The sequence below is a fragment of the Aliinostoc maniaoense genome (genome assembly GCF_058172895.1).
On the sequence record NZ_CP187952.1, the window covers coordinates 276448 to 298394 of the forward strand.

Genomic DNA, 21947 nt, shown 5'->3' on the forward strand with positions numbered 1-21947 from the left:
TTACCTTTATTCTCCCCATTCCCCATTCCCCAGTCCCCATTATCTATCTCCAGCACTTGCTTCTAACCACACTTCCACATCATCAGCTAGTAATTTTTCTGCGGCTTCTAACATTAACCCTGAGATATCTTTGAGGTCTTCACGATTTTGTAAGTAAGTTTTCAGTGCTTCCATAGGGTCTATACTACTGCTAGCACTCAATTCTGGAATGCGGGGACGAGCTAACTGACTAACTAATTCTGCTTGAATAGTGTAATTATGGGCAGCACTCAAAGCAGAATGTAAGGCAGCGTTATCAATTAAATCAATTTGCTCAGAACGGATTTTATAAATTAGCCGTACTACCACATCTTGCAGATCATGTTTATTAATTGCTTTTATTAAAGCACCTTGAGGATCTTCTGCTTTCGACACATCTATTTCTAAGGTGCGAAAAGTCCGAACTGGTAAAGGACAAAATTCCCATTCTGCACTTCCCGGTTCTAATTCCACCATTACATAACCTTTATCTTCTTTTTCTTCACTAAAATCTACCCGTTCAATACTCCCCGGATAAATTACTGGTGGGTTATTAGATTTATTCAAATTTTGATGGCGGTGGACGTGTCCTAAAGCCACATAATCAAAACAAGGACGAGTCAACAAAGATAACGGTAGAGTAAAACCCTTACCCACAGCTAAATAACGTTCAGCCCCCAAAGTAGCATTATCTGCCATTAAATGAGCTAACAGTACAGTCGGCACATCAGGGTCAAGTCGCCTAATTTCTCCTTCCATGACAACTTGCAAGCGTTCTGTTAACAATTGGTTGACTTCCGCCAGTGATAAACCCTCTGTTTCTTGGCGAGTCATCAACGTGGAACGAGTTAGCCAAGGTAAAGTTATCACTTGCACTTTACCGTTAGGGGTAGAAATATGATGCGTCATTAACTTATCCCCCACCACAAAACCCGGTACGCCCAAAGTCCGGTAGATATTTAAACTCGCACCTCCCAACCCTTGGGAATGTTGGTCATGATTTCCCACCAACAACACCGTCGGAATTTGAGCATCAACTAAACGCCGAAATTGACCAGCAAAAGCTTCCTGTACATACGGCGGCGGTGTCGCATCAGGAAACGCATCTCCACCAAATAAAACTAAATCTACGCCATCATTTAATGCCCGGTCAATACATAAAGATAATGTCTGAACAAAATCCTCAAGTCGCGTATTCAAACCCGTCACAGGGTTAATTCTACCGTGGGAAAAACCGCTTCCCATATGGATATCAGAGAGATGAAGAATTTTAATCATAATTATGACTAGACGCTAAATAGTATTTTTACTTAATCAAATCAATAGAACGGTTCGTAGTCAGGACTTTAGTCCTGATTTAAGGACTGAAGTCCTTACTACAAACTATTTTTTCATCAGCAACGCCGACTTAAGTTATTGTAAGGAATCCAAATTTATGTTTATCTAAAGAGATTAATCATATTTTTAAGTAAACACTACAGTTTTTACTAAGAAGAATTAAGGTATTTTAATTTTTGCATTGCTTCCATAGATATTTATACCCGGACTGATATCTTTAAAAAATAACTAAATTTGCAGGATTCTACGAACATGAATAATTCAAAACGTCCTAATTCCTTGGGAGAATCAATGATTATGGGTGTTTTAATTATGTTGACTAGTGTCAGCATCATCACAATCATGAATGCTTTTTAACAAAAAAGAATAAAAAACTTAGCAACAAAGGTTAACAAAACTCCCCTCAATACTGAGAGGAGTTTTTACATTTGCGAACAAAAATGAGAAAATCTAAATTTGGAAGGAAAACTTAGCTGAATTTATACCATAAGAATATAAGATGGTAATAGAGCGATTTTTCTAGAGAGAAACTTGGCGATCGCAGTAATTTGCGGAGGTAGGCTATGTCAACCTTTAGCATTTCGGGAAACATTGTAGACGTTCTCCACAAAACCATATTTCCCGGTACAGTCACCATTAAAAACGGGCGTATTGACTCTATTCAGCATCAACGGGAAAAGCATTACAGCCAATACATCCTACCCGGTTTGATTGATGCTCATATTCACATTGAAAGCTCAATGCTTGTACCGTCAGAATTTGCACGTCTAGCAACGGTACATGGTACTGTGGCCACAGTTTCCGACCCCCACGAAATCGCCAATGTGTTGGGAATTGCCGGTGTCCGCTTCATGCTCGCTAACGCAGCCCAAACACCATTTAAAATAGCTTTTGGCGCACCAAGTTGTGTTCCCGCCACTCAGTTTGAAACCGCAGGCGCAACCCTCACAGCCGCAGAAATTCATCAATTATTCCAAGAAGATAAAATTACTTATCTCAGTGAAGTCATGAATTTTCCTGGTGTGTTGGCGAGAGATACTGAGATAATGGCAAAAATTGCTCTGGCTAATAAATTAGGAAATCCCATCGACGGACACGCGCCAGCACTTGCAGGTACAGCCGTGCAGAAATATGCGGCTGTAAATATTACTACAGACCATGAATGCTCAACCCTAGAAGAAGCTTTAGAAAAAATTGCGGCGGGGATGAAAATTTTGATTCGTGAAGGTTCAGCCGCTAAAAATTATCTCGCCCTCCACAGCTTAATTGATTCTCATCCCGAACAATGTATGTTTTGCAGTGATGATAAACATCCTGATGATTTAGTGCGGGGACATATTAACGAACTTGTACACCGTTCTGTGGCATTAGGTCATGATGTCATGAATGTGTTGCAAGTCGCCTGTGTTAACCCAGTGTTGCACTACAATCTAAATGTAGGTCTATTGCAACTGGGAGATCCTGCCGATTTCATCGTAGTGAATAATTTAGTAGACTTTGCGGTACAGTCTACCTATTGCCAAGGTGAATTAGTAGCAAAACAAGGTCAAGCATTATTACCATCTGTGCAAGTTGCAGCTATCAATAACTTTGCTACAAAACCAAAGCAAGTAGCAGATTTTCGCCTCCCCGCTCAAGGTACAATTGTCAGAGTAATTGAGGTATGGGACGGACAATTACTCACCACAGAACAACATTTACCAGCTCATATTCATAATAATGAAGTCACCGCAGACATAGAACAGGACATATTGAAAATAACTGTAGTCAACCGTTATCAGAATTTACCACCTGCGATCGCTCTCATCAAAAATTTTAGACTACAACGAGGTGCGATCGCCTCTAGCGTTGCCCATGATTCCCATAATATCATGGCAGTGGGTACAACTGATGCAGAAATTTGCCTAGCTGTCAATGCCATTATTCAAGCACAAGGTGGTATTGCTGTCGCTGAAGGTAACACAGTGAAAGTGCTTCCCTTACCCGTAGCCGGACTAATGAGTGCGGCTGATGGTTATACCGTAGCCAAACAGTACGCTGAACTAAATACTTGGACAAAAAATCTAGGTTCAACACTGTCCGCACCCTTCATGACCCTGGCATTTATGGCGTTGTTAGTCATTCCCGATTTGAAACTCAGTGACCAAGGCTTATTTAACAGCAAAGACTTTCAATTTATCCCACTTTGGGTGAGCTAACATTTTGATAGTTCGTAGTCAGGACTTTAGTCCTGTTGATTCTAAGGACTAAAGTCCTGACTACAAACTTACCCAGTCATAATATAAAGAGTCTAATACTCAGGACTGCTGGATTATGTATCAAACTGACCCGCCACGTTCCCCAAAAGAAGTATTACCCACGATGTATGATCTCAAGAGTGAAGATCCTGGAGAGCCTGGTTTGCCAGATCAGTTTCATTTGAAGAAGGAAAAGCACCCGATGTAGTCATTGAGTTGCTTTCTGAAAGCACAGCCGCCACAGATAAAAACGAGAAAAAGCTGATTTATCAAAATCAAATGCGCGTACCGGAATATTTCTAGTATGACCCCTTTAACCCAGATGATTGGGCTGGGTTTTCTATCCAACAAAGAGTTTACCAACCTTTAGTAGTTAGCGATCGCAATCAATTATTCAGTGAGTCGTTAGGTTTAGCTTTGCAGCGTTGGCAAGGAAACTACAAAGGCATAGATGCAACTTGGCTACGCTGGGCAACTACCGATGGTGAATTACTCCCCACACCAGAAGAACAAGAACGCCAACGCGCCGAACAAGAACGCCACCGCGCCGAACAAGAACGCCACCGAGCAGACATGGCTGAGTCACAGTTATTACAAACTGCCAGCAACTTACTCGCAAGTGGTATGACAGTAGAACAGGTAGCTAGTATTACAGGTATGGACGTATTAGCGATCGCTAAACTCCTACGCTCTTCCGAACCATAATACATAATTCCTTAAATAGAATCGATTGATCCTACATAAAGCACCTAGTTTGCAATATCACCTTAAAGTGCTTTGGCCGTAAAAACTATTACATTTTATTGGTATTACTTTACAAGCCATTCTGAAACTGCAAAAGTGAAATTTTGAGACATAAGAAATTGAATCACAAAAATCAATATGAAAAAAATTATTTTATGCCTCATAGGTTTAAGTCTGGGGATATTTCTAGCACTATTTGCGGAACAGACCTATGCACACAATTCAGGGTATGAAGTGTGGCTTTCTGATCAAGGAAATACTCAAGGAATTACCTCCACAACCCCAGATGGAGCGTATGGCGGCAAAGTTAGAATTTATGATAGTGCAGACTTAGAAAAGCAACCTCCAGTAAACAATCCATTGGTATTAGATGTAGTCACTGACTTATTTCCAAATGCGTTGTCAACGACAGGAGCTGATGTCAATAGAATTCATGGGATTCTTCCCACCCCAGATTATAAATACATGACATTAAACTTTGTGGCTTCAGGACATTTGGGGATAGTAGACGGTGCGACAAAACAACCCGTGTGCTTGTTTCGCTCTACTGGAACTAGTACAGGTAGGCAAAACCATATGTCTACAGTCTCTCCAGACGGCACAAAAATTCTCATCGCTAACCAAAGCGGGAGAATGCTGGAGCGCGTAGATATTCAAAAAAATGCCGTAGGGCAAGTAACTGGATTTAATTATAATGCGAATGCCAGTATCGATGTAGTTGGTGGCACAGGACGCATATTAGCCCAACCGATCGCAGTAGATGTGAATCTTGGGGATAACATTAATTGTACTGTAACCGGACAGGTTGCAGACGGACAGCCTACTTCTACCCCCAATGGCAATCCTAAACAAGCAGCAGGAGTTCGCCCAACCAATACAGTAATTTGTCCGATTATTTCTGATCAAAGTCAGCACGCTTACCTAACTTTAGGCGGTGGTGGGATGTTTGTGGTGGACATTACTACAACACCCATGAAGATAGTAGCTGAATACGATTTAAATGTAGTTCGTGCTGCCGGTTGTGGAGGACAGTCGGCTAATGGATTTATGATGCTCAATACTGGAACATCTGGCCCCAATATTTCCGAATTTACGGTTTATCGGTTTACACAAGACTATCCTTTAGCACCGAACTACAATCAACCTAATCAGCCATTACCTGTTGCTGTGTGGACAGATGCAGACAATGGCAAAACTATACCTGGGAACAATCGAGATGCACATGGTATGGTCGTTGTAAAAAATTTAAAATCTGGAAAGGCCAAATATCTGCACCAGATGGATAGGGTACGCAATAATGTAGAAGTATTTAAGATGAATCCTCCGTGGAATAATCTTTACTTGCGTCACGAAGGTATGTATAGTTTGACAACAACTGGAGCTTGTGGGACAACTCTAGGAGCAATGCAAAGTAATGACCCAACACCGGATTTGGCTGATTTATCTTTAGGCAATAATGGTGACAAGATTTATGTTGCCTTGCGGGGGCCAAATCCCCTGAGTGTAGCACACGCAGCAGCAGGTAGTTGTCCAGGATTGGGAATTATTACGCTATCTCCTAATAAGAAAAGTGGTGAATTGACAAATGTCCTACCCACAATGATTATGAGTGGAGATAGTACCAAAAACTTGAGTGACCCTCATGGGGCTATTTTGCGTAAAAAATTAAACTAACTATTTCCTACAAGAAATACAGAGCGATAATGCAACAACGATAGACTGTAGTAGGACATAGGCTATCGTTGTTGTTATCTGAACTAATGTTAAATTTCTTGTACCTGTTTTGTAGCTATAATAATTCCACTTGACCAGTTGAGTTTTGTGAGCAGCAAATCCTGCCTTTGCTCTAACTGTGCAATCAACGCAGCAACTTTTAACTCATGGCCTTCTGGCCAGTTTGTTTGGGGTAGCATATCATCAATAATGTATAAACCACCTGGCTTGAGAATGTGAAGTGCAGTCTCAAGATGAGTGTACTTTCCTGCCCATGTATCAGCAAAGATCAAATCAAACTGCTCGCCTGTTTGTTCAATTTGCTCCAAAAATGTTCCAGCATCCTGAATATAGAAAGAAATTCGTTCGTCATCTCCTAAATATTTTTGAGCAATAGCAACTACTGTGTTATCATTTTCCACTGTAATAATTTTTGAGTTACTGTCCATGCCATCCAGTAACCAGGCTGTAGAAACACCTGTACCAGTGCCAAGTTCGAGAAAATCCCCATCAGGCTTACTCGCAGCTAAAGTCCTCAGTAGCGAGCCTGTTGATAGTTCGGATGTCATTTGAAAGCCGATTTTGATAGTTTCGGACAATATATTCTGTACAACACTAGGGATTTTTAGATTTTGTTGGTCATTCATCACTTGTTCTGCTGTTGTTTACGGCAACAAAATTTTTCACTCTACTGGCAATTTCAGATGGTGCTTAGAAGCTGAAAGCCTTAAAATCTGGTGAGTAGGAAGACTGCAAACATACGTAACTATGCCAGAAAAAAATATATTACTGCAACCTAGCACATTATGGGACAGTGTTAAAAAACAAACTAAATATGCTTTAGAATGTGGTGCGCTGCTATCCATCCCGACAGAATTTGAATTTGTCGAACAGGATGGAGTCAAATTTTTAGTACGAATTTTAGCTAACCTGAACCGTAAAAATACTGCCAAAAAACAACAAGACCAACAAACCCAAGCTACTGGTAAAGAGTTTAACCCCTTCCTACCCTACGAAGAAGATTTATTTGTAGCCGATATTTCCGAAACTCACCTATGTATTTTAAATAAATTCAATGTTGTTGATTATCACCTATTAATTATCACCCGTGCCTTTGAAGAACAAGAAAGCTTACTCACCCTGGGAGATTTTACCGCTATGTGGGCGTGTTTAGCGGGAATTGACGGCTTAGTATTCTACAACGCTGGTAAAAACGCAGGCGCAAGCCAACGACACAAACACTTGCAATTAATACCCCTACCCCTGACACCTTTAGGAACGCAAATACCCATAGAACCGCTTTTAGCTGAGGCTCAATTTGAGGATGAAATTGCCACTATCCCCAAACTACCATTCCTACACGCTTTTGCTAAGTTAGAGCCTAGCTGGATAGAGTCGCCATGCACAGGTGCTAAGGCTACCTTAGAAATTTATCAAAAATTACTACAGGCTGTAGGTTTAGGTGCAATTGATGGTGAACAACAAGCAGGTGCTTATAACTTACTAGCCACTAGAGAATGGATGTTAATCGTACCGCGATCGCAAGAACATTTTCAATCAATTTCTGTCAACTCATTAGGATTTGCTGGCGCAATGTTAGTAAAAAATCCATCAGAAATGGAACTACTCAAACAGCAAACCCCCATGAATATCCTCAAAAATGTGGCAAAATCAATTGCTCCATAAATAAGTTCGTAGTAAGGACTTTAGTCCTAATAATCTCAGGACTAAAGTCCTTACTACAAACCATCAAACACTAGTTTAGTGATTGCGAAGATTGCTTTCTTCTATTCAGAAATAAACCCAATCCTACAATAGATAAACCTAGCATAGAACCTGGTTCTGGAACACGACTGTAATTTACAGATTGGATTGCAGTTCCATCAGCATTGATAAAGTTTTCACTAAATACAAAAAACTGATCTGGTACTACATATTGCAACCCCAAACCTTGTCCATTGGGAATGTTACCCAAAAAATCAGTCAAAACTGCTGCTAGTGGATCATCTGCTTCAGTAAAAGTTTGACCATTGTAGTTAGCAACAATCTTTAAACCTTCTGAAACTTCTACAAATTGATCCGCCGCCGCAATTTCATCGAAAGAAAAAGAGCCTGTGAGAGTTTGATCAGCGTTAGAGAAGTTATAGGAAATATTGCCAGCTTGGGCAGGCATAACTTCTCCCAAAGTCAACAGGAGAGTTGTTCCGGCTGTAGCAATTGCTAATTTTTTGAAGATGGAGTTAATCATGTTTCTCTTGATAAAAGAGGATAGAAATTGTTTACAAAGCTGGGCCTGTCACAGCAGCTTTCATGGCTTGGAAGATGTGGCTTTGATCAACTACACCCCTAACACCAGGAACGGTGTAAGTATTACCGGTGCTATCTGTAAACTGAACATTCTGCCCTAAAGAACGAGTCAATGCAGAAGAGTAAGCACCTTGGAAATAAACAGGCACAGGACGGTTAGTGTGACTACCCCAAAGGTATTTTTGCGTGGGATCTGAACCCCAAAAGTGACCAGCTTCTTGAGGGTTGTGTTTGTTGTAGGTGATTTCTTTGGCGTTGTATTTTAACCCTCTAGCTAATTTAGGATTAGCATTAGGACTCAGCTTTGATACGAAGTCATTATTAAGGGTTAAATAGTGGTCATGGTCAGCAGTCACGAGGAGTAAATTTTTGCTCCAACCACCATTTTTATTAATCCAGCTAATGACTTCTTCAACTGCCTTGTCGAAGTCATTCATTGTACCGATGAGGTTATCCATATTGTCATCATGGGCAGACCAATCGACATCACCACCTTCTACCATCAACCAGAAGCCGTCTTTATCTTTACCTAGAACGCTGAGAGCGGCTTTGGTCAAATCAGCTAATGTGGGGTTTTCATTGACTTCTTTCGCCACAAAACTAGCGTCTGTTTCCCCAGGAGCAAGAGGACGCACTGTATCGGGGTTAGGGCCATTCACTGGGTTGCCGTTAGCATCGAGAACAGGAACACACTCACTAATTGAGCCAGGAATAATTTGCCCTGATGGACAGGTAGCTGGTGTTCCTCCACTGATTACAGAGCTATAAAGAGAGAAGTTATTTAAACCTGTTGTGCTGTAGTCACCCTTGGAAGAACTTAAAGGCAGATTGCCGTTTTGTCCCCGCGCACCGTATAGACCAAATAGTTTACCGCCTTGATTGGGGTCAATGTTTGCGGCTGTGCTTAATAAAGTTTGAGTGGCGTTGGGACTACGTTCTAAAAAGGTGTAACCATAACGGTTCAGTGTGGGAGTGGGGTTATTTTTGAGGTGTTCGTAGGTGTCTTGTGTGATATAAGTGTAGTCATTGCCAATATTTAACGTGCTGAGAGGATGTCCACCACCTAACAAAATATTGGGCTGAAAGTCTAATAATATCTGTTGTAAAATGCTGTCTTGGTTGGTTTTAGTGGGGTCGTAAACACTGTCATACTTACTACGACGGTTGACGTAAGACGCAGCCGCCCCTGGTGTAGCGTGGGTGACAGGTACGGATGTCACCAAACCTGTGGCTTTGCCTTGTTCTTTGGCAATTTCTAGGATGGTTTTTAATTTGTTCTCGTATACATCTACCCCCATAGCGTTGTTATAGCTTTTCACACCTGTATAAAGAGTGGTAGCGGTGTTTGCAGAGTCGGGATAGCTGTATTTGATGTAGTCTTTGTTATATTTCCCAGGATTAGCCGGAGATAAAGGAATCCAAGGTGCAGGGCCACCTTGACTTACATCGTAACCGACTAAGTTACCGGGTTGTGAGCTATTGCCATCGGCGCGATCGCCTGGGTTAAATGGAGTAGGTTGGAAAGTAAAACCAGGACGGACATTACTCAAACCTGTAAATGAATTAGATCCATCTAACGCAGAGTTACCTGTAGAATGTATCTGATTAGTAGGATCAGCTGGTGTACTTCTTTGAACAGTTGTGCCGTAAGTCGTCACCAGTCCATAACCTGTCAGTTTTTGAAAGCTCAAACCAGAACCTTTTCCACTAGTGTAAAAAGGCGCGCCTTTAGCTAAAGCTGCGGCTCTGGCCATGTTCCAGCCCATGCCATCACCAATCATAATGATGACGTTAATACCATTGCCCGCCGCCAGTGCCGATTCTATGCCAGGATTGCCAAATACCAACAAAATTGCACAAAAAAGGCTCGTCATGGCCAGTGCTAGCACTCGCCTGTACTTTTCTAAATATGAAATCATTGCAGTATGCCTTGGATTTGATTAATTCGTAATTCGTAATTCGTAATTCGTAATTAGGAATTTTGGGTTGGAGGTTTCTTTTGATCTATTGGTATTGATAGAAGTTGGGTTCTTCGTGACTATAATAAGCGTCTGGATGACCGACAATTATAGGCTTCACAACAGTTTGAGTGGGAATTTGCACTGAAGCAGTAGCTGGTTTTTGCTCGGGTGTGGTGAAAGAAAATGCAATTGCTACTACCAAACCACATACAAAACAAGTTAGGGAACGCCAATGGCGTTTTAATAATGAAATCATCGCACAAGCTCCTCTAAAGTCGGAAATAATAGCTTTTCTGCTTGCTGGCGATCGCTACAATCTTCAGTTTTCACATCACAAATGCAAGTCACATCAGTAATTTGACCACGTAAACACTGTACACTCTGAATTACTAAATAAGCTGCAAATGTAGCTATTAATACAGCTACAATTAAGCTGATCACACCATCAGCCCAAGTCCAATTAAGCCAGATAACTGCGATCGCTGCTAACACTGCTCCTATTGAACTAGCTACATCCGCTAACAAATGTAGTAAAGCTCCTCTCATATTCAGGTCATGATGACTACATCTGTGTAAACATCTGGCGTTAAAAACGTTAACAGCTAAACCAATCAAGGCAGTTGTTAACATCGGTACACCAAGAATCTCTGTGTTGGGAGATTGCAACCGCTCTAATGCTTCTTTAATAATCCAGCCAGCAACAGCCGCTAAACTGATGCCATTAATCAAAGCTGCCAGGACTTCCAATCGATAGCGTCCAAAGATTGTTCGCTGGGATATAGACTGAGATAACCAAGCTGCAACCAATGCTAAACCCAATGCTGCTACATCTGAAAGAATGTGTTCAGCATCAGCTAAAAGAGATAAGCTGTGACTCCAAATTCCTGCACTTAGTTCTATGCAAAAAAAAACGCTCAGTAAAACTAAGGCAGTCCAAAGAGTCTGAACTTTCTGCTGTAGGTGGGTTGATGTCATTGCATCTGCGCCTCTAACTTGACTGGTGGTTAACTCAAATTTTGAGCGTTCCATTGGATGCCTTTGTGCTGACAGCACCATTCTTCATCTCTGAATACCTGTACATTCTTGAAGCAATCTACCAGATACAAGGTTAATAATTATCTAAATAACGTTTAATATCAGGTAAAAAAATCCGTATTTACCTCAAATAAAAATGGTTATCATATTCAATTTGATACCAAACTGTTGGTAAATATGCCAACAGCTAAAAATGAGGTTGGGTTATCCTCCCCACCTCATGTATTATTTGTAATATGTTAAGCTGGTATAAACAACAGAAAATTTACTTAGGCTTGATAAAAATACATTTGACTGTGACATGACCGCTAGACGAGTAGGTACAAGTTGTACAGCGATTAGTGCCATTAACGCCCTGTGAATTGGTAGCAGGTGCATTAGTGGTTTCGCAAGTTTTCTTTTCTGTTGATCCCCCTGGTTGTGCGATGGGTAGTTTGGCATTAGGTTGGACTGTACGGGAACTGATTAACGTGTAGTTTGTGGAGTGAACAGCATCAGTACAGTTGCGAGATATAACTTCAGATTGGGGTTGAGCAGCGATCGCAGTACCAGAAACTAAGGTAGTTGCTAGGATGGTTACACCCATAATCGTAGAGCGAATGTGAGATATCATGATGCTTTCTTTGGATTTAGTAGTGAAGTTTTTCTAGTGTTGTTTAACACCTTCACTAACTATCTATGTCGGTAGCTAATTTTTTATGCAGTGAAGGATATAACATTACTTACTTACCCAGGAGTCAGTTATGGAATCTCTGGATTTGAAATGGATACGCGGACAGTTTACGGCACTTAACCAAACAGTCAACGGACAACCTGCAATATTTTTTGATGGCCCTGGTGGCACACAAGTACCGGGAGCAGTGCTAGATGCAATTAGTGATTATTTGGTCAGATCAAATGCTAATGCTCATGGTGCATTTGCTACCAGTGTGCGGACAGATGCAGTGATTGCGGCGGCGAGGGTGGCGATCGCAGATTTTTTGGGTTGTAGTAGTGATGAGGTGGTATTCGGTGCAAATATGACCACACTCACCTTTACTTTAAGTCGAGCGATCGCCCGCACAATTCAACCAGGGGATGAAATTATTGTTACTCGTTTAGATCATGCCGCTAACATTGCTCCTTGGTATGCGCTAGAAGAACAGGGGGCAATTATTCGTGTGGTAGATATTAATATCTCAGATTGCACTCTCGATATGAGTGATTTAGCACAGCAAATTAATTCTCGCACCAAGTTAGTAGCCGTTAGTTATGCTTCCAATGCAGTAGGGACAATTAACGATGTTGCAACTATAGTACGTCTTGCCCATGCTGTCGGTGCTTGGGTATTTGTGGATGCTGTTCATTATGCACCCCATGCACCTATAAACGTTCATGCCTTAGACTGCGATTTTCTGGCTTGTTCCGCTTACAAATTTTTTGCGCCTCATGTGGGGATTTTGTACGGGAAACGGCAACATTTGGAGCATCTGCAACCATATAAAGTCAAGCCAGCTTCCGATGAAGTACCATCTCGTTGGGAAACTGGCACTCTCAATCATGAGGGGTTGGCGGGTGTGGTGGCAGCAATTAATTACTTGACAAAATTAGGTTGTCATGTATCGCCAAGCATGGATAATGAATTAGTAGCAGCTTTAATTGAGGCTGACAAAGAAGGTTTAGAACACTTTCAATGTCCCCGGTTTTTGAGATCAGAACACCCAGATGCGATCGCCTCAGCATATCATAGTCGGCGAGCAGCTTTAGTTGCAGCCATGTCAGCAATTCAGCAGTATGAAAGAGAACTGAGTCATCAACTGATTTCAGGACTATTAGAAATTCCTGGCTTAAGTATATATGGGATTACTGACTCAAATCGTTTTAACTGGCGCACACCCACAGTAGCCATCAGAATCAAAGGTCAAAGTCCTGAAAGTATAGCAAAAAATTTAGGCGATCGCGGTATTTTCACTTGGCATGGTAACTTTTATGCTCTGAGCCTAACTGAAAAATTAGGACTAGAAACCACTGGCGGTTTATTAAGAGTCGGTTTAGTACATTACAACTCTTTAGCAGAGGTTTTGCAACTACTACAAGCCTTAAAAGAAATTGCAGCAATGACTTAATAAACGCCACAAGAAAGTGGATGGCTGTCTTTAAGGGACTTCCAACTAAAAAAATATACAATCGCTGTGGTAAGCAGGGGGGCAGGGGGCAGGGAGCAGGGGGAAAAATCAAAATATTCTTTCTCGGAAATTGGATAATTTATTTTCTGGAAGTCCCTAAGTAACAAGTAATAAGTAAATCCTATTACTTATTACTTATCAGGACTTACGCAAGTAAGTCCTAATACCGTTTCTTGATGTAGCTTGCCTGGCGTAGCCATAGATGCACTTTATTCTGTACGGTAGAGACGTTGCATGCAACGTCTCTACATCATTTATTTGGCGCAACTTCATAGAGAATTGGTATAACTGATTACTCATTACTCATTACTTATTACTCATTCCTCCAAATCCTCCACCTCTTCCGCTTCAAAATCAAAAGCATCTACAAGTTCTGCCACATCTTCCTCTTCTTCTACCTCTTCTTGGTAATAGTAGTCAACAGATGGGTAAGACACTATTCGACCACTACTATACAACCAATCAAGTAAGGATTCCTCTTGTTTGAGAGGAATTATCGGTGCTGGTTGGTAACGAGGTTCTTCATGGAGACCTGGGTTAGATTGTTTTACCATAATTGTGTACCCCCGAAGCATCTGTTTAACAGTCAACAGTGTTGGGTAAAATCTCTGCCGAAACACCACACGACACGCCGTCAGGAGTGATAACCAATAACTGTTTGATATTACTTACTAGTGTGATGCTCAGAACAGTAAAGACTTCCTCCCTATGGTTGATGTTGTCCTGATATTTTTTAAGAAACAGACGGATGTAATACCAATTAACGGGGAACAGGGTTAGCGGATTTAAGTAACGCACCGCAACCCATATAACGTTCTATATCCAGCTAATTAATCGGTAATTTACTTCCACACCGTTTACAAAATTCCGCATCTTGATCATGAAATGCTAAACCACAATCAACACAAATAATTTCGACTTGATTAGCATTTTTCACTAACCCCTTAATCAAATCTCCTACTTGCCAAGGTATGAGAGTTACGCCAGTTAAAATCATTAACACAGTTAACAATCGCCCCAATTCAGAAATTGGTGTGACATCGCCAAAACCAACAGTTGTCATGGTGACAACGGAGAAATAAAAAGCATCTAAAAAAGTTGCATAAACCTTGGCGTTGACTGGATGTTCTACCTGATAAATCAGACCAGAATAGACAAATATGATAGCGAATAATGTAAATAATATCCGCATGAAAATTATGCCGTCTTCTGTGCTAATCGTGCCGAATAAAAATTTTTGATCAATAAATCTAATTAAACGTAAAATTCTAAACCACCTGAGTAAGCGAATAAAACTAATATCTACTAATCCAATGAAAAACGGCAAAATAGCCATTAAGTCAACAATTCCATAAAAACTGAAAATATAATTGATTTTATGTTCCGCACTCCACAAACGCAGAGCATATTCTATAGCAAAAATTATTAATATAACTTTATCTATGACATCAAACTGTAACCGCACAGCATCAGGTATATTATATGTCTGCGCTACGAAAATCCCTGATGACAATAGCACTAAGGTAACGATTGTTAAATTAATTGCTTTACCAATGGGTGTTTCTAAGTCTGTTAAGTAAAATTCCGTTTGTTTTCTACTTAGCAACATATTTACCTGCCACCATTTGAATATGGTATTTTTACTCATTATTAGCCTGAATTACCACGCTACTATGAATCAAGAATATTTTATGCGTTTAGCAATTGAGGAAGCTAAACAGGGGGATGCGCCTTATGGCGCGGTAATTGTGAATGATAATCAAGTTCTGGCAACAGCACACAATACTGTCGGTAGAGATTGTGATCCTTCTGCTCATGCGGAAATTAATGTGATTCGTCGTTTAACAAGTCAAATTAAAAACTTCTCTTTAGAAGGTTATAGCATATATACCACTGGTGAGCCTTGCCCTATGTGTGCATCAGCTTGCGTTTGGAGTGGGTTAGGGGAAATTGTTTATGGTGCTTCAATTGCAGATTTAATTGCTATCAATCAGGCACAAATTAATATTACTTGTGAGGAAGTAATTGCCAAATCTTTTAGAAACATCCGTGTTACTAAGGGTGTGTTGAGAGAGGAATGCTTAAATTTATTCACTTAAGTTCAAGGAGGTTCAAATGTCAACAATTATCGGCTTAGATAACATGACGGTAGCAGAATTAAATCAAGAGTTAGCCAATGGTGGTAAATTTGTGGTTTTTCTCTATTGTTTCTCTATCGTCATTTTAACATTTAAACGTAGTTCCCAAATCTATTTTATTAAATCAGGCGAAAATACTTTGACCAAAAGTCTGAAATTTACGTTAATTTCTTTATTTTTGGGTTGGTGGGGTATACCTTGGGGGATAATTTACACGATTCAATCTATATTTACTAATTTCAGTGGTGGGAGAGATGTTACTGCCCAAGTTATGACAGCATTGAGACAAAATTCAGTTTGATGATCACAAATTAAATTGACTGATTTAAATAAGATAAATAGGTATTGGCAATAATAGCGGCTTGAGTGCGATCGCGCAAGTTCAACCGATTTAAAATATTAGTTACATGATTTTTAACTGTACCTTCAGAAATGTATAGTTGCTGGGCAATTTCTCGGTTATTTGCACCTATGGCAATCAGTCGTAAAACTTCTTTTTCTCTGGGGGTAAGTTCAGCTAAACTGGGTGGAATAGATGGTGTTTGGCTAGGTGCTGGAGTCTGAAATTGAATCAACAGTTTTTTGACAATTCCCGGCCCTAGTTGAGTATATCCCTTCTGCACAGCACGAATAGCTACAGCCAATTCTTCTGAAGGTGTATCTTTGAGTAAATAACCCATTGCACCATGTTGTAAGGCGGCTTTGACATATTGATCATCATCGAAAGTTGTCAGCACTAAAACCTTGATAGTTGGAAAATTTTGGCAAATTTCCCGTGTAGCTGCAACTCCATCCATAATGGGCATTCTAATATCCATTAAAACTACATCTGGTGCTAATTGAGCCATTAAATTTAGAGCAATTTCCCCATTTTCTGCCTCTCCGACTATTTCTAAATCTGGTTCTAGTTCTAATAAAGCTCTTAATCCTTGACGAATTAAACTTTGGTCATCTACCAATAATACTTTAATCATGAAATTAACCTACCTAAAGGAATATCAACTGTAATTTGACAACCACAACCAAACGCACTATTAATGTTAAATTTACCACCTAAAGATAAAGTGCGATCGCGCATACTTTGTAGCCCAAAACCTGTCGTATTTTGTTCTAGATCAAATCCCTGTCCATTATCTTGAACAGTTATACATAAACTGCCTCGATTGAGAGTTACATCTAAGTTAACTTCTGTGGCTCTAGCGTGTTTAGAGATATTTGTTAATGATTCTTGAATAATCCGATAAATAGAAGTATTAACTTCATGAGATAATTGATATTCAAGATGAATATGACGATTTAAGACAATATTATTAGAGCGTTGAAATTCTTCTGCTAAAATATCGATTGCCTCTGCTAGAGACTTGCCTTGTAAGGGATGCGATCGCATGGTAGAAACTGATTGTCTCACATCCTGTAAGGCTTTAGAACCTAACTCTTTAGACCTGGCTAAAAAAGCGTAAGCTTTATCAGGATTAGCTTGATAAAGTTTTAAGGCAGTTTCTAATTGCAAATTTAAAGCCGTCAAAGAATGACCTAATGAATCATGAATTTCCCTAGCAATGCGATTACGCTCTTCTAAAGCAGCTTGATTCTCAATTCGTAGAGCATATTGTCTGAGTTTTTCATTAGCAACGGCTAATTCTTCTCTACTTTCTCGCTCAGATAATACAGTATTCATTAAAATTAAAACGAATACTAAACTTAAGCCAACTACTAAGGCTAAACTTAAAGTAAAAAATCGAAATCTTTCTTGGGCTGGTGGTGGTAAAGGATAGCGGGGCATCCGATATAATAGTGTTGTTAAAAATAAAGTAAAGGAAACAAATGTAACTGATAAACGTCCAGGTAATTGGAAAATTAAACAGCTACGAATCACTAAAATAATGTAGAGGAAAGGAAATAAACGATCCGCTCTACCACCAAATAAACCAGTGATAAAAATTAAGCTAATGCCACAGACAGTATAGATGATTTTAATAATCTGATTATTAGTAGGCAATCTTAAGCCCATTAATCCGAAAATTACCAGATTTAAAATTGCTATTTCAGGAAATTGACTAGCAAATCGTGGTGAAGGATGGGGCAATACAGATGTAATCACAGAAATTGCTAGTAAGATCCATTCTAAATAAAGCAAGAACCGGAAAGGATGATTATTAACTTGAATAGGGCGAGTCATAATTAATTCGTAATTCGTAATTCGTAATGGGCTAACGCCCCGCTCCGCTAACGTAATTCGTAATACCGCTACGCGGAATAAAGCTACGTAATTTGTAATTTGTAATAGCCTGGGGCTAGGTTTTTGCCTAGGTAATTCGTAATTTAAAAACTTGTGGAATTTGAATAATTTAACAAGATGGGTATGTTTACTTAGATAAGGTTATCACCTCAGTGATTTTGATTGATTGGTTTTTAATTAAAAGTAAAATTTATCAGTAAATTTGCAGTTAGATATTTGCTATTTTGTTTTCTATATCTACTTTAGTTTTGAGATAAATACTAGTTACCTAATTCATAGTTAAACCATGACTAAAGTCATGGATATATTCATGACTTTCTCCTCATGTCACTAATGGTTATCAGTTCTTAAGATGGTCGCATACCACAGAAAACAAACCGAGGTCATCAATGCAACTCAAGTCTTTATCTTTATTAGCTAGTGCGATCGCTATCACTTTATCTGCAACTGTAGCTCCTTTTGCTGTTCAAGCACAACCCGCTTTTTCTTCGCCATTTCAGGTTGCACAAGCGCAAAGAAAAGCCCCTTGGGAAAGTTTGGGGCTATCTGAAGACCAAAAAGCTAAAATTAGAGAAATTCACAACAATGCCCGCGCTCAAATGCAAGAGGTGTTCACCCCTGAACAAAAAGCCAAGCTAGAAGCCGCACGTCAAGAACGTCAAACACGTCGAGCACAACGCCAAGCTGGTGAACGTCCTCAACCTGGTGAATATCGTCAGCGTCGTGGCAAGAAAATGGCTGACTTGAATTTGACAGATGACCAAAAAGCTAGAATGCGCGCAATTCGGGAGAATACCAAAAAACAAATTGAAGCAGTTCTCACTCCAGAACAACGTGCTAAATTACAAGAAATGAAAGCTAATCGTCGTGAGCGTTGGCAGCAACGTAATAATAACCGCTCAAACTAATTATTATTAGGGTATAAGGGTATAGGGGTGTAAGGGTGTAGGCAACTATTTCTGATTTCAGCCTCTTATATCAAGTTCGGATAATTAGTTATAATTGTCTGACCTATGCAGAAACAAAAAACTCTTTCTTCCCCCTGCCCCCTGCCCCCTTGCAGTCTTAATTATAAGTCTTTAACCGAACACGATATTACCCCTATTGGGTTACTGTTCAAACACTGTGTAATCGTATCTTTTTTACTGTAGTATTTTGTTTGAGCATAGACACTAATGATACTTTCTCCTAACACAAAAAATTGACCTTCTCGCTCATATTTAGAAAACTGTAAATTAGGATATCGCCGCGTAATTTCCCTTGCAGTCATCGCTGGTACTGACATTTCCTTGGGTAACATCCCAGTAGTACCAATGTAAAAGACTAATGGGGAAATTTTTTCTTGATAAATTTTGTCTGCGTACTGTTCTAGTTTGGTTTTAGCCTCAGTTAATGCTGTCACCATAATCTCTTTGCTGACAGTATCACCAGAGAATTTATTTTCTAACAACTCTGCCAAACTGTTAGCACCCACTTTAGACAAAGTTGCTGTTACTATGCCGTAATTTTCAATTCCTAAGAAGTCATCAAAAATTACTTTCATAAATTCATCAACTTTTGTGATTTTGACGCGAGATGACAGAAGTTTATGTCTAAAGAAGAGATTTTCCTCAAAAGCCATTGTAAAATTAGGCTTAGTGATAATTTCGCCAGTTTCTTTGTTATAAACTCGATATCGCTTATCAAGGAATTTATTGGCAGAATAAAACTTACTCAGATTCAAAATATCTTTACTGCCAATATTAATTTTATAACTAGTCTGGCAATCAATGATACCCTTAGCTATTGCTTGTTGACGGCTGGTGTATGGGTTAGTTGTGGGAAAATTTAGATAAATATTCTCAGAGATGTAGTGATGTTTTAATTCATCTAACTGGGGTTCTAAAAATATATCTGATTCTCCTTGGAGATGGGCGGCAACAATACTAGAAATCACCTTGATTTTCGCTAACTCATCAAATAACCCATCAATATTTTGATAATGTACATCATTACTTACTAGGGGCAAAGCATCTAGTTCAATAGTGTATTCTCGCTGAAAATCAAATTCAACTGCATCTAAAATATCTTTGAGTAATTCAAATGTTTTTTTGCTACTAATTTTGATTTTTAATGACTCTACATTAAGTTGTCCATTGCTAACAATTGTGTAATTGTTAAATGTATGCAACTCATTAACTAGCAGTCCTGCTACTTCTAAAATTGGTGTTGTATCATCAGATTTTACTAGCTTAACTTGGCGTTTGACTAGCATATTAATAGTAGCAGTATCACGGTTAAACTTGAACTTAACTAGGCGAACATATTTGGCATTATCTCTATACTCGGTTCGCAACCAAGGCTGAATCAGTTCACCGTTGGCATTCCTAACGCCTTTAATCCGCTTGATACCAGTTCTTTGATAATTTTCTTGTAAATCCTGGATATTGATAATGATATTTTTGCTGTTAGCTGTAAAAATCTCTATGAGTTTTAACAGGGATAATTTCTGATTATTTGTCATATTATCGCCTCTAGAAACAGTGTCGTTGCTGTCGATGCTGACTAACTTGCACCTTTATAGTACAATTGTACCATATAAATGATTAATGTATAAAAAATTGGCTAGCGATCGCTAGCCAAATCAAAAAATTTATAAATAATATAGAAGTTAGGTGGTGTACTCGGCGTTGATTTTTACGTAGTCGTAACTTAAATCACAACCCCAAGCTTTACCAGTACCGTGGCCATTCCCTACACTGACGGAAATTAAGACTGTATCCTCTTGAAGATATGCACCGGCGGCAGCTTGTTTCAAGTATGCACTGGCGGCGGCGCGGTCAAAGGGTTGGGGCTGACCATTTTCAAACAGGAGAAAATCTCCTAATTTAATTTGTAGATTTTCCTGTTCAAAAGCTACATCTGCACGTCCGGCGGCGGCGGCGATGCGTCCCCAGTTGGGGTCACGGCCAAAGATTGCAGATTTCACCAACGATGAACCGGCAATAGTTTTGGCGATTTTTCTGGCTGAGAGTTCGTCATGTGCGCCGGTGACTTGTACCTCAATTAGACAAGTTGCGCCTTCACCATCACGAGCGATCGCTTTAGCTAAATGCTGGCATACTGCTGTTAGCATGGCCTCTAATTTCTCCGCTTCTGCACCCATCTCGGTAATTGCTGGGGTGCGAGATTCCCCATTGGCTAAGGCGATTAAGCTATCGTTGGTGCTAGTATCACCATCTACGGTAATAGAATTGAAGCTTCTATCCGCCGCCCTACTTAACATTTCTTGCCATAAATGAGGCGAAACGGCTGCGTCACAGGTGACAAAGGCTAACATAGTCGCCATATTGGGATGAATCATCCCAGAACCTTTGGCTATACCACCAATACGCACAGGGCGGTCGCCTATAGTTGTTTCTAGAGCAATGGATTTAGTGACTAAATCTGTAGTAATGATTGCCCCGGCGGCTGTATCTGAACCAGTCTCAGATAATCCTGCCACTAATTTGGGAATCCCACCCCGTAAGGCATCCATTTTAATACGCTGACCAATCACCCCAGTAGAAGCCAACAGAATTAATTCTGGAGAGATATTTAATTCTTTGGCTAATAACTCCGCACTTTCTTGGGCATCACGCACACCTGCACTACCTGTAGCAGCATTAGCTTGTCCCGCATTGCAAAGAATAGCCCGCACAATTGGTTTGCTTTGCAAATGTTGACGACAATAATCTACACAGGCCGCTCTGACTTGGCTAGTGGTGAATACACCAGCTGCGATCGCCTCTACATCTGATACTATCAAGGCTAAATCCGGCAATCCCGAAGGTTTTAACCCTGCGGTGATACCTGCCGCTTTATAACCCTTCGGTGCTGTAACTCCACCAGTAATTTCCTGCCACTCTGCCATTTTTCCCACCCTTACACTAATTAGCAGCTTGACTGGCGATTATATCAATTCGTATTCATAATTCGTAATTCGTAATTCGTAATTCGTAATTCGTAATTACAAAAAAATTTAAGGATGCAACAGGTTAATCTCCCCAATCCCCAATCCCCAGTCCCCAGTC

General features: G+C 40.0%; 23 protein-coding genes. 10 read left to right on the top strand and 13 right to left on the bottom strand.

Going from position 1 to position 21947, the window contains the following annotated elements; translation table 11 throughout:
* Window positions 1-39: 39 nt before the first annotated feature.
* A complete protein-coding gene (gene sbcD / locus ACPZ3T_RS01125) occupies window positions 40-1296 on the bottom strand; it encodes an exonuclease subunit SbcD (RefSeq protein WP_490273158.1) in 1257 nt (418 codons plus the stop codon).
* Window positions 1297-1919: 623 nt separating this feature from the next.
* On the opposite strand from sbcD, the gene ade reads away from it, so the two are divergent.
* The 4 genes from ade (at window position 1920) to ACPZ3T_RS01145 (ending at window position 6011) form a co-directional block, all read left to right on the top strand.
* Window positions 1920-3554: an adenine deaminase gene (gene ade, locus ACPZ3T_RS01130; RefSeq protein ID WP_490273159.1), complete on the top strand. Its 1635-nt coding sequence runs from the start codon at window positions 1920-1922 to the stop codon at window positions 3552-3554.
* Window positions 3555-3809: 255 nt separating this feature from the next.
* Window positions 3810-3896, top strand: coding sequence for a hypothetical protein (locus ACPZ3T_RS01135; RefSeq protein WP_490277085.1), 87 nt, complete (start codon window positions 3810-3812; stop codon window positions 3894-3896).
* A gap of 114 nt (window positions 3897-4010) precedes the next feature.
* Window positions 4011-4298: a hypothetical protein gene (locus tag ACPZ3T_RS01140; protein ID WP_490273160.1), complete on the top strand. Its 288-nt coding sequence runs from the start codon at window positions 4011-4013 to the stop codon at window positions 4296-4298.
* Between the two features lie 177 nt (window positions 4299-4475).
* The gene (locus ACPZ3T_RS01145; RefSeq protein WP_490273161.1) at window positions 4476-6011 is read left to right on the top strand and encodes a hypothetical protein; all 1536 of its coding nucleotides are present in this window, start codon (window positions 4476-4478) and stop codon (window positions 6009-6011) included.
* Window positions 6012-6100: 89 nt separating this feature from the next.
* Here the strand turns inward: ACPZ3T_RS01145 and ACPZ3T_RS01150 are convergent, their stop codons facing one another.
* A complete protein-coding gene (locus ACPZ3T_RS01150) occupies window positions 6101-6697 on the bottom strand; it encodes an O-methyltransferase (RefSeq protein WP_490273162.1) in 597 nt (198 codons plus the stop codon).
* Between the two features lie 121 nt (window positions 6698-6818).
* Between ACPZ3T_RS01150 and ACPZ3T_RS01155 the strand changes: the two genes are divergently transcribed.
* Complete coding sequence (locus ACPZ3T_RS01155; protein WP_490273163.1) at window positions 6819-7736, top strand: ATP adenylyltransferase family protein; 918 nt, start codon at window positions 6819-6821, stop codon at window positions 7734-7736.
* Between the two features lie 70 nt (window positions 7737-7806).
* Here the strand turns inward: ACPZ3T_RS01155 and ACPZ3T_RS01160 are convergent, their stop codons facing one another.
* The 5 genes from ACPZ3T_RS01160 to ACPZ3T_RS01180 form a co-directional block, all read right to left on the bottom strand.
* The gene (locus ACPZ3T_RS01160) at window positions 7807-8298 is read right to left on the bottom strand and encodes a PEP-CTERM sorting domain-containing protein (RefSeq protein ID WP_490273164.1); all 492 of its coding nucleotides are present in this window, start codon (window positions 8296-8298) and stop codon (window positions 7807-7809) included.
* Between the two features lie 31 nt (window positions 8299-8329).
* Window positions 8330-10231 (bottom strand): alkaline phosphatase, encoded by a 1902-nt coding sequence (locus tag ACPZ3T_RS01165; protein WP_490273165.1) that lies wholly within the window; start codon window positions 10229-10231, stop codon window positions 8330-8332.
* 130 nt (window positions 10232-10361) lie between these two features.
* The gene (locus ACPZ3T_RS01170) at window positions 10362-10574 is read right to left on the bottom strand and encodes a hypothetical protein (RefSeq protein WP_490273166.1); all 213 of its coding nucleotides are present in this window, start codon (window positions 10572-10574) and stop codon (window positions 10362-10364) included.
* Window positions 10571-11374 carry a cation diffusion facilitator family transporter gene (locus tag ACPZ3T_RS01175; protein ID WP_490273167.1) on the bottom strand — a complete coding sequence of 268 codons (804 nt, stop codon included), beginning with the start codon at window positions 11372-11374 and terminating at the stop codon, window positions 10571-10573. Before ACPZ3T_RS01175 ends, ACPZ3T_RS01170 begins: the two co-directional genes overlap by 4 nt.
* A gap of 244 nt (window positions 11375-11618) precedes the next feature.
* Complete coding sequence (locus tag ACPZ3T_RS01180; protein WP_490273168.1) at window positions 11619-11966, bottom strand: hypothetical protein; 348 nt, start codon at window positions 11964-11966, stop codon at window positions 11619-11621.
* A gap of 130 nt (window positions 11967-12096) precedes the next feature.
* Between ACPZ3T_RS01180 and ACPZ3T_RS01185 the strand changes: the two genes are divergently transcribed.
* The gene (locus ACPZ3T_RS01185; RefSeq protein ID WP_490273169.1) at window positions 12097-13458 is read left to right on the top strand and encodes a cysteine desulfurase-like protein; all 1362 of its coding nucleotides are present in this window, start codon (window positions 12097-12099) and stop codon (window positions 13456-13458) included.
* 20 nt (window positions 13459-13478) lie between these two features.
* Window positions 13479-13622 carry a hypothetical protein gene (locus ACPZ3T_RS01190; protein ID WP_490273170.1) on the top strand — a complete coding sequence of 48 codons (144 nt, stop codon included), beginning with the start codon at window positions 13479-13481 and terminating at the stop codon, window positions 13620-13622.
* Between the two features lie 213 nt (window positions 13623-13835).
* Here the strand turns inward: ACPZ3T_RS01190 and ACPZ3T_RS01195 are convergent, their stop codons facing one another.
* Window positions 13836-14072: a DUF3134 domain-containing protein gene (locus ACPZ3T_RS01195; RefSeq protein WP_490273171.1), complete on the bottom strand. Its 237-nt coding sequence runs from the start codon at window positions 14070-14072 to the stop codon at window positions 13836-13838.
* Between the two features lie 272 nt (window positions 14073-14344).
* Window positions 14345-15127, bottom strand: a complete 783-nt coding sequence (locus ACPZ3T_RS01200) for a potassium channel family protein (protein WP_490273172.1) — start codon at window positions 15125-15127, stop codon at window positions 14345-14347.
* A 64-nt stretch (window positions 15128-15191) separates the two neighbouring features.
* Between ACPZ3T_RS01200 and ACPZ3T_RS01205 the strand changes: the two genes are divergently transcribed.
* Both ACPZ3T_RS01205 and ACPZ3T_RS01210 read left to right on the top strand, forming a co-directional pair.
* Entirely contained in the window at window positions 15192-15617 is a 426-nt protein-coding gene (locus tag ACPZ3T_RS01205) for a nucleoside deaminase (RefSeq protein ID WP_490273173.1), read from the top strand.
* A gap of 16 nt (window positions 15618-15633) precedes the next feature.
* Window positions 15634-15957: a hypothetical protein gene (locus ACPZ3T_RS01210; protein WP_490273174.1), complete on the top strand. Its 324-nt coding sequence runs from the start codon at window positions 15634-15636 to the stop codon at window positions 15955-15957.
* Between the two features lie 10 nt (window positions 15958-15967).
* Here the strand turns inward: ACPZ3T_RS01210 and ACPZ3T_RS01215 are convergent, their stop codons facing one another.
* Window positions 15968-16630: a response regulator gene (locus ACPZ3T_RS01215; RefSeq protein ID WP_490273175.1), complete on the bottom strand. Its 663-nt coding sequence runs from the start codon at window positions 16628-16630 to the stop codon at window positions 15968-15970.
* Window positions 16627-17835, bottom strand: coding sequence for a sensor histidine kinase (locus tag ACPZ3T_RS01220; protein WP_490273176.1), 1209 nt, complete (start codon window positions 17833-17835; stop codon window positions 16627-16629). The genes ACPZ3T_RS01215 and ACPZ3T_RS01220 overlap by 4 nt, the downstream gene beginning before the upstream one ends.
* Before the next feature lie 449 nt (window positions 17836-18284).
* Between ACPZ3T_RS01220 and ACPZ3T_RS01225 the strand changes: the two genes are divergently transcribed.
* Window positions 18285-18803 carry a Spy/CpxP family protein refolding chaperone gene (locus ACPZ3T_RS01225; protein WP_490273177.1) on the top strand — a complete coding sequence of 173 codons (519 nt, stop codon included), beginning with the start codon at window positions 18285-18287 and terminating at the stop codon, window positions 18801-18803.
* 161 nt (window positions 18804-18964) lie between these two features.
* On the opposite strand, the gene ACPZ3T_RS01230 is transcribed toward ACPZ3T_RS01225, so the two are convergent.
* The gene (locus ACPZ3T_RS01230) at window positions 18965-20398 is read right to left on the bottom strand and encodes a hypothetical protein (protein WP_490273178.1); all 1434 of its coding nucleotides are present in this window, start codon (window positions 20396-20398) and stop codon (window positions 18965-18967) included.
* Window positions 20399-20545: 147 nt separating this feature from the next.
* The gene (gene argJ, locus ACPZ3T_RS01235) at window positions 20546-21787 is read right to left on the bottom strand and encodes a bifunctional ornithine acetyltransferase/N-acetylglutamate synthase (RefSeq protein ID WP_490273179.1); all 1242 of its coding nucleotides are present in this window, start codon (window positions 21785-21787) and stop codon (window positions 20546-20548) included.
* Window positions 21788-21947: the final 160 nt, after the last annotated feature.